The sequence below is a fragment of the Streptomyces sp. NRRL B-1140 genome (assembly GCF_001280065.1).
In the GTDB taxonomy this organism is placed as follows: domain Bacteria; phylum Actinomycetota; class Actinomycetes; order Streptomycetales; family Streptomycetaceae; genus Streptomyces.
Genome location: NZ_LGEA01000105.1, coordinates 62,377 through 68,798 on the forward strand (window position 1 = coordinate 62,377; position 6,422 = coordinate 68,798).

General features: G+C 70.7%; 7 protein-coding genes. 4 read left to right on the plus strand and 3 right to left on the minus strand.

Features of this window, described 5'->3' with window-relative positions; genetic code table 11:
• Positions 1–128: 128 nt before the first annotated feature.
• A complete protein-coding gene (locus ADK65_RS24300) occupies positions 129–920 on the plus strand; it encodes an RNA polymerase sigma factor SigF (protein WP_053672525.1) in 792 nt (263 codons plus the stop codon).
• Positions 921–955: 35 nt separating this feature from the next.
• Here ADK65_RS24300 and ADK65_RS24305 read toward each other — a convergent pair whose 3' ends face one another.
• Positions 956–1,276, minus strand: coding sequence for an ANTAR domain-containing protein (locus tag ADK65_RS24305; protein ID WP_199825694.1), 321 nt, complete (start codon positions 1,274–1,276; stop codon positions 956–958).
• 246 nt (positions 1,277–1,522) lie between these two features.
• Here ADK65_RS24305 and ADK65_RS24310 point away from each other — a divergent pair, with 246 nt between their 5' ends.
• Positions 1,523–2,326: a VOC family protein gene (locus ADK65_RS24310; protein ID WP_053672528.1), complete on the plus strand. Its 804-nt coding sequence runs from the start codon at positions 1,523–1,525 to the stop codon at positions 2,324–2,326.
• Between the two features lie 9 nt (positions 2,327–2,335).
• On the opposite strand, the gene glgX is transcribed toward ADK65_RS24310, so the two are convergent.
• The gene (glgX, locus tag ADK65_RS24315; RefSeq protein ID WP_053672530.1) at positions 2,336–4,498 is read right to left on the minus strand and encodes a glycogen debranching protein GlgX; all 2,163 of its coding nucleotides are present in this window, start codon (positions 4,496–4,498) and stop codon (positions 2,336–2,338) included.
• Positions 4,495–4,998, minus strand: a complete 504-nt coding sequence (locus tag ADK65_RS24320) for a hypothetical protein (protein WP_053672533.1) — start codon at positions 4,996–4,998, stop codon at positions 4,495–4,497. Before ADK65_RS24320 ends, glgX begins: the two co-directional genes overlap by 4 nt.
• 362 nt (positions 4,999–5,360) lie before the next feature.
• On the opposite strand from ADK65_RS24320, the gene ADK65_RS24325 reads away from it, so the two are divergent.
• Together ADK65_RS24325 and ADK65_RS24330 are read left to right on the plus strand one after the other, a co-directional pair.
• Positions 5,361–5,729, plus strand: a complete 369-nt coding sequence (locus tag ADK65_RS24325; protein ID WP_053672548.1) for a DUF5133 domain-containing protein — start codon at positions 5,361–5,363, stop codon at positions 5,727–5,729.
• A gap of 75 nt (positions 5,730–5,804) precedes the next feature.
• Positions 5,805–6,422 (plus strand): maltotransferase domain-containing protein (locus ADK65_RS24330; protein ID WP_159038812.1); only part of this gene is annotated, 618 nt, incomplete at its 3' end.

Genomic DNA, 6,422 nt, shown 5'->3' on the forward strand with positions numbered 1-6,422 from the left:
TGCTTCGGACAGGAGGCACGTATATGGGGAGCCGGCCGCCCCGACTCCCGGTGCTTTCCGTGAGGTCCGAGGCCGCGCTTCCCACGGTGTCTGTCCCTATTCAGCACCTGCTCAGGGAGGTGCGCACCATGCGTATCGCCGGCAGCACCCGAACGCACCCCCACGACGACGCCCCCGACACCGCGGCGGCGTTCGCCCGCCTGGCACGGCTGCCCGAGGGGTCCGAGCGCAAAGCCCTGCGGGACGAGCTGGTCGAGGCCTGGCTCCCCATGGCCGAGCGGATCGCCGTCCGATTCCGTGGCCGCGGCGAGTCCCTCGAAGACCTCTACCAGGTGGCGGCTCTCGGCCTCGTGAAGGCGGTCGACCACTACGACCCGGCCCGCGGCAACGCCTTCGAGGCGTACGCGGTGCCTACCGTCACCGGCGAGATCAAGCGCCACTTCCGTGACCACATGTGGACGCTGCACGTGCCCCGCCGGGTCCAGGACCTGCGCAACCGGGTGCGGCACGCCGTCAAGGAGCTGTCCCAGACGACCCCGGGGCGCGCCCCCACGGTCGCCGAGATCGCCGAGTTCGCCCAGCTCACCGACGGTGAGGTACGCACCGGCATGGAGGCGCTGGAGTGCTTCTCCGCCCTGTCGCTGGAGGCGGAGATGCCCGGGACCGACGGCTACGCCCTCGGCGACGCCCTCGGCGGGCCCGACCCGGCCTTCGACATCGTCGTCAACCGGGTGGCCGTACGGCCCTGCCTCGAGGCGCTGCCGGAGCGCGAACGGATCATCCTCTACCTGCGGTTCTTCAAGGGCATGACGCAGAGCCGTATCGCCGAACAGCTCGGCATCTCGCAGATGCACGTCTCCAGGCTGCTCAGCAGTTGCTTCGCCCATCTGCGTGAGGAGCTGCTCGCCGAGGCAAGCTGAGGCCAGGGGGCGGCCGGCCCTCGTGCTTCCCCGGGTCACCCCTCCGGCGGTGGTCCGGGGATCTGCGTCGGTCCGGCGCGGTCGAGGGCGTCCTCCAGCGCGGCCCGGATCTCCTCGGGCATCAGGCCCGTGCGTCCCCAGACGAGGATCAGCTCGGCGACGTTGCGCAGCTTGATGTTGGTGTGCTGGGAGACCTCCTTGAGCACGGCCCACCCCTGATCGGGTGAGATCCGGCCGAGCGCCACCACCATCCCGATCGCCTGGTCCACGACGGCGTGGGAGACGACCGCCTCCTTCAGCTGCTGGACCTCTTCCTGGAGTTCGAGGATCCGATCCGAGCCCCCGTCCGTGGGCATGGTCACCTCCGGGTCCGGTGCGCCGCTGCGCCGGAGGTCCCACCGGATGCTTGAGTACCTGGACGCAGTGTCCGACCCATCCATCGTCGTCACTCGGTCCGCCCGGTGCCACCGGGGCGGACCAGGCCGGACGCCGTTTCGGCGCCCTCGCCGGGGTACTCGGCAGGCGCCCACAGCGGTTCCGGTTGGACACTGGTGTCAATCCTCCGGTGGCTGCCAGGCCGACGAGATCAGGACGCGACTGCCATGAACCACGACATGCCCACCTCCTCCGGCACGAAGGACGTCGTCTCATCACACTCCGTGTTCGGCGCGCCCTGCTGGGTGAGCCTGACGAGCCGGGACGTCAAGGCCACCGAGGAGTTCTACGGTGCCGTGCTGGGCTGGCAGTGGCGCCCGGCGAAGCTGGGCGACCGGTTCCGGATCGCGCTGGTGGACGGCTCGCCGGTGGCCGGCATCGCGGGGGTGGCGACCATGTGGCAGATGGCGGTGGCGTGGACGCCGTACTTCGCGGTGCGCAGCGCGGACGAAGCGGCGGCCAGGGTGCAGGAGCGCATGGGTACGGTCGCGGTGGGTCCGATCTCCCTGCCGCCCGGGCGGGCGGCATTGCTGGCAGACCGGGACGGGGCGACCTTCGGCATCTGGGAGGGTGACCTCTTCACCGACTGGGAGACCTGGCGCAACGCGCAGCCGGCCTTCATCACACTCCACACCCGGGACGCCTTCGACGCGGCGATCTTCTACGGCGAGATCCTCGAATGGGCGACCGAGCGGCCTGGCTGCTGCGAGGTCCACTACGAGGGCGGCGAGGTCGTGCTGCGCAGTCGCGGGGACGTGGTGGCGCGGATCGAGTCGGGGGCTCTGGAAGCGGCCCCCGACCCCGCGATCCGGCCGCACTGGCAGGTCCACTTCTCCGTCGACGACGTGGAGGCCTGCGCCCGGGCGGCGGAGCTCCACGGCGGCAGCGTGCTGTCCAAGGGCAGCGACGAGGCGGTGCTGCGCGACCATGACGGCGCGCAGTTCACGGTGACCGCGCGCCGCGACCGCTGATCCTCGACGTCACTCGCCCTGGCGCGACGCCCGTGACGTCCTGGACGGCCGGGACAGCAGGACCAGACTGCGGGCGTCGACGGTGAGGCCCGCCCCCGCCTTGTGCTCGGACTCGTCCGGGGTGCCCTCCGGGTCGGCCGTGTCGATGAGGGTCTTCCAGCGTTCGCCGTAGGAGGCGTCCGGGAGGCGGAAGCCGACCGGCTCCCAGTGGCTGTTGAGGAGCAGCAGGAACGAGTCGTCGACGACCGGACGCCCCCGCGGATCGGGTTCGGCGATGGCGTCGCCGTTGAGGAAGACACCGACGGAGTGGGCGTCGCCGCGCTGCCAGTCGTCGTCGGTCATCTCGCGGGCGTCCGGCGCCAGCCACACCAGGTCGGGCAGCGGCTGGTCCGCCCGGGTCAGGGTCTCGCCGAGGAAGAAGCGGCGCCGGCGCAGCACGGGGTGCTCCGTGCGCAGCCGGATGACGTACCGGGTGAACTCCAGCAGATCGCGCTGCTCCCCGGTGAGCCGCCAGTCGATCCAGGAGATCTCGTTGTCCTGGCAGTAGGCGTTGTTGTTGCCGCCCTGGGTGCGCCCGAGTTCGTCGCCGTGCGAGAGCATCGGGATGCCCTGGGACAGCAGCAGCGTGGCGAGGAAGTTGCGCTGCTGGCGCGTGCGCAGTTCCAGCACGGCCGGGTCGCGGGCCGCCCCCTCGGCGCCGCAGTTCCAGGACCGGTTGGTGCTCTCACCGTCCTGGTTGTCCTCGCCGTTGTCCTCGTTGTGCTTGTCGTTGTAGGACACCAGGTCGCGCAGCGTGAAGCCGTCGTGCGCCGTGACGAAGTTGACGCTGGCGCGAGGGCGGCGCCTGCTGTGCTGGTACAGGTCGGAGGAGCCGGTGAGCCGGGAGGCGAACTCGCCGAGGGTGTGGTCCTCACCGCGCCAGAAGTCCCGGACCGCGTCGCGGTACATGCCGTTCCACTCCGACCACAGCGGCGGGAAGTTGCCCACCTGGTAGCCGCCCTCGCCGACGTCCCAGGGCTCGGCGATCAGTTTGACGCGGCTGATCACCGGGTCCTGCTGGATGAGGTCGAAGAACGCCGACAGCCGGTCCACCTCGTGGAACTGCCGGGCCAGCGTCGCCGCAAGGTCGAAGCGGAAGCCGTCGACGTGCATATCGGTCACCCAGTACCGCAGCGAGTCCATGATCAGCTGGAGGACGTAGGGGTGGCGCATCAGCAGGCTGTTGCCGGTGCCGGTGGTGTCGTAGTAGTGCTCCCAGTCGCCGTCGACCAGGCGGTAGTACGAGGAGTTGTCGATGCCCCGGAAGGACAGCGTGGGCCCCCTCTCGTTGCCCTCGGCGGTGTGGTTGTAGACCACGTCGAGGATCACTTCGAGACCGGCCGCGTGCAGGGTCTTCACCATCTGCTTGAACTCGGCGACCTGCTCGCCGCGCGTGCCGTGGGCGGCGTAGCCGTTGTGCGGCGCGAAGAAGCCGATGGTGTTGTAGCCCCAGTAGTTGGCCAGTCCGCGGTCGTGCAGCACCCCGTCGTGGACGAACTGGTGGACGGGCATCAGCTCCACGGCGGTGACGCCCAGGGAGGTCAGGTGCTCGACGGCCGCGGGGTGGGCCAGCCCGGCGTAGGTACCCCGCAGTTCCTCGGGCACCTCGGGATGGGTGCGGGTCATGCCCTTGACGTGTGCCTCGTAGATCACGGTGTCGGCGTAGGGCCGGCCGGGCCGCGCGTCGTCGCCCCAGTCGAAGGCCGGGTCGGTCACCACGCCGAGCATCGTGTGCCCGGCGCTGTCGGCCGGGTCGGGGCCGTCGGGGTCGCGCTCGTAGAGCGAGGGATGGTTGTCGATCTGTCCGTCGACCGCACGGGCGTAGGGGTCGAGGAGGAGTTTCGCCGGGTTGCAGCGGTGCCCCGCGGCCGGGGCCCACGGCCCGTGTACGCGGTACCCGTAGCGCTGGCCGGGCCCGACGCCGGGGAGGTAGCCGTGCCACACGAAGCCGTCGACCTCGTTCAGCGGCACGTGGGTGTGGGTGTTGTCGTCGTCGACGAGGACCAGCTCGACGCGTTCGGCGACCTCGCTGAAGAGCGCGAAGTTGGTGCCCTCCCCGTCGTAGTCCGCCCCCAGAGGGTAGGGGCGCCCGCCCCAGGCGGACGCCCCTTTCCTCGACGGCCGGCGCGTCACCGCGCGTCCTCCAGCAGGACGTCGGCCGGACCGGCCAGCTGCACGAGGTGCTCCTCACGGGGCACGTCGAGGCCCTCGCTCTCGCGCGGGGCGGGGGCGGTGGGCACCAGCGGGACGCGTTCACCGGCGCGGGCGCGCTGCGAGAACCAGATGACCTTGCTGCCTGTTTCGGTCGCGCAGCAGCCCCAGCCGTCGCTCATGGCCGCGAGGTGCTCCAGGCAGCCTCGCAGCTCCTGGTCCGGTCGCAGGGCGCGGTCGTTGTCCCCGATGGCGGTGATCAGGTGCTGCCCGTTCCACCACATCTCGATCGACGTGTTCTTGTCCGTGGCGTGTTCGTCGATGGCGTTGAGCAGCATCTCGGCACCGCCGCACACGGGCTGGACGAGGTTGTCCAGGTCCCAGAACTTCAGGTGAGCGGCCAGAATGCGGCTGACCTGTCCCACCCGTTCCGGGCTGACTTCCACGTCGAGGTGGTAGTAGCAGGGCACTGCGGTCTTCATCGGTCGGCTCCTCACCGCGAAGCTCAGCTCCTTCTCGCTCCCGCGGTCTGCGGGACGAGCCCCGAACACGGAACGTGAGCGTCCATCGCTTCTGAGTCACACTCAGCCTGAGGGTGATAGCCCGTTCGTGCAACACGAGCGCACAGCTGAGGTGGACATACACACAAGTGAGCGCCCGCGAGTGGCCCGAACGGCCCAGAAGAACCGCCACCGGTTGAAGATCCAACAAGACGCTGCGTCGCCTCACGTGCACCATGTGTGAAGAACTCGATCGCCGTCACGGATCCGTGTCGCTGTGCGCACGGCCGCCGTCCGACCGTCGGGAGACCGTGCCCCTCGAGCCCCGAAAGGTGATCGGCGCCATGCTGCTACCCGCCAAAGCCGAAGTCGCCCGGCAGTTGCGGCGTTACCGGGCCTGGGAACGCGTGATGCTCGCGGCACCGAACGACCGCACGGTGCGGACCACGTTCGAGGACTCCGGCTACACGCTCTGTGTGCTGATGGGCAAGCGCTGCGCTCGCGAGGCCGCGGACGCGGCCGAGCGGTACCTGCGCACGAACCACGTCACCTACCTGCAGGAACAGCAGATCACCTGCCTCCAGGAACAGCACGTCACCTGTCTGCAGGAACCCGGCGAACGGACTCGTCCGGCCTCGGCGGTCCGACGCAGGCCCCCGGCGGCGGAGCGCAGACCCCCGGCCACCGAGCGCAGATCCCCGGCGGGGAGGTAACGGCCTTCCCGCACACATCCCGTCCCCCCACCGGGCCCCGCGGCCCGGCTTTCGAGCACGCTGGAGGTGAGGACCATGAGAAGGACCCGGGCCATCGGCCGCATCCCGGTACGGGACGTCCGCCCGGCCGTGGAGAGCGGCGACCGGCCGGCCAAGGCGGTCGTGGGTGAAACGTTCGAGGTCACCGCCACCGTGTTCCGGGAGGGGCACGACGCGGTGGCCGCCAATGTCGTCCTGAAGGACCCGGAGGGCCGCCCCGGGCCGTGGACGCCGATGCGCGAGCTGGCCCCCGGCAGCGACCGATGGGGCGCCGAGGTCACCGCGAACGCCGTCGGCCGCTGGTCGTACCGCGTGGAGGCCTGGAGCGATCCGATGGCCACCTGGCGCCACACGGCGGACATCAAGATCCCGGCGGGCATCGACCCGGGCCTCGTCCTGGACGAGGGCGCGGAACTGTACGAGCGGGCAGCGGCCGGCGTGCCGAGGGAAGCCGGCCGCACCGTGCTGCTCGCCGCCGCACAGACCCTGCGCGACGACTCGCTGTCCCCGGCGGCTCGTCTGGCGGCGGCGCTGACGCCGGAGGTCGACGCGGTGCTGGCCCGGCACCCGCTGCGGGACCTGGTCACCAGCAGCGAGCCGCTGCCGCTGCTCGTGGAGCGCGAGCGGGCCCTGTACGGCTCCTGGTACGAGTTC

Bases quoted from the DNA above. Each gene is read 5' to 3' on its own strand.
- ADK65_RS24300 (WP_053672525.1), top strand. From the start codon at position 129: ATGCGTATCGCCGGCAGCACCCGAACGCACCCCCACGACGACGCCCCC.
- ADK65_RS24305 (WP_199825694.1), bottom strand. From the start codon at position 1,276: ATGCCCACGGACGGGGGCTCGGATCGGATCCTCGAACTCCAGGAAGAG.
- ADK65_RS24310 (WP_053672528.1), top strand. From the start codon at position 1,523: ATGAACCACGACATGCCCACCTCCTCCGGCACGAAGGACGTCGTCTCA.
- ADK65_RS24320 (WP_053672533.1), bottom strand. From the start codon at position 4,998: ATGAAGACCGCAGTGCCCTGCTACTACCACCTCGACGTGGAAGTCAGC.
- ADK65_RS24325 (WP_053672548.1), top strand. From the start codon at position 5,361: ATGCTGCTACCCGCCAAAGCCGAAGTCGCCCGGCAGTTGCGGCGTTAC.